At 40.1% G+C, this 1512-nt stretch carries 1 rRNA gene; it reads left to right on the top strand.

The features are described 5' to 3' along the window. Window positions 1-326: 326 nt before the first annotated feature. A 23S ribosomal RNA gene (locus KJR01_RS09545) occupies window positions 327-1512 on the top strand; the annotation flags it as partial.

Below are 1512 nucleotides of genomic sequence, written 5' to 3' on the forward strand. Positions count from 1 at the left end.
TTTATATATAGTTTCTAACCTAGTGTTATTTTATTTATCAATGTTAAGAGTCACAAGCAAGTAATATAAAACAATTTCATAAGCTTGTTAAAGGTAGTTATACTTAATCTCTTTCTTATTACATATATTAAGTATATATAAGAAAAAGTTTTTAAGCATCACAGCTTAGACGCTTTCCGTCTTGAAGATTAAGATTAATAATTACATAAAAACTTTAGCAAGGAAGTAATGCGTTTTAGTAATACTAAAAACAATAACAATAATGCATGCAAATATATTTCAATTAATACTATTAATTGTAAAAATATTAATAACATTATTAACAAAGGTAAGCTAATAAGAGCAAATGGTGGATGCCTTGGCAGACAAAGGCGATGAAGGACGTACTAGACTGCGATAAGCTACGAGGAGCCGTCAAGGGGCATTAATTCGTAGATTTCCGAATGGGGCAACCCAATACATAGAGATATGTATTACCATATATGGAGCGAACGTTGGGAATTGAAACATCTTAGTACCAACAGGAAAAGAAATCAATAGAGATTACGCTAGTAGCGGCGAGCGAAAGCGTAAGAGGGCAAACCACTAGTTTACTAGTGGGGTTGTAGGACTGCAACAAAGACTAAGCAAAGATAGTAGAACAAGTTGGAAAGCTTGAGCGTAGAGGGTGATACTCCCGTACATAAAATCTTTACTTTACTTAGCAGTATCCTGAGTAGGGCGAGACACGTGAAATCTTGTCTGAAGCTGGGTCGACCACGATCCAACCCTAAATACTAATGTCTGACCGATAGTGTACAAGTACCGTGAGGGAAAGGTGAAAAGAACTGAGGTGATCAGAGTGAAATAGAACCTGAAACCATTTGCTTACAATCATTCAGAGCCCTATGTAGCAATACAGGGTGATGGACTGCCTTTTGCATAATGAGCCTGCGAGTTGTGGTGTCTGGCAAGGTTAAGCTAACGTGAAGCCGTAGCGAAAGCGAGTCTTAATAGGGCGATAAGTCAGATGCTGCAGACCCGAAACGAAGTGATCTATCCATGAGCAGGTTGAAGCTAGTGTAAGAACTAGTGGAGGACCCAACCGACGGCCATTGAAACGGCTCCGGATGACTTGTGGATAGGGGTGAAAGGCCAATCAAACTTCGTGATAGCTGGTTCTCTCCGAAATATATTTAGGTATAGCGTTGTGTAGTAGCTATAAGGGGTAGAGCACTGAATGGGCTAGGGCATACACCAATGTACCAAACCCTATCAAACTCCGAATACTTATAGTGTAATCACAGCAGTCAGGCGGCGAGTGATAAAATCCGTCGTCGAGAGGGGAACAACCCAGACTACCAGCTAAGGTCCCTAAATCTTATTTGAGTGGAAAACGATGTGAAGTTACTTTAACAACCAGGAGGTTGGCTTAGAAGCAGCCATCCTTTAAAGAAAGCGTAATAGCTCACTGGTCTAGTGATTTTGCGCGGAAAATATAACGGGGCTAAAATAAGTACCGAAGCTGTAGAC

The organism is Campylobacter sp. 2018MI10 (assembly GCF_018501175.1).
Classification (GTDB): Bacteria; Campylobacterota; Campylobacteria; order Campylobacterales; family Campylobacteraceae; genus Campylobacter_E.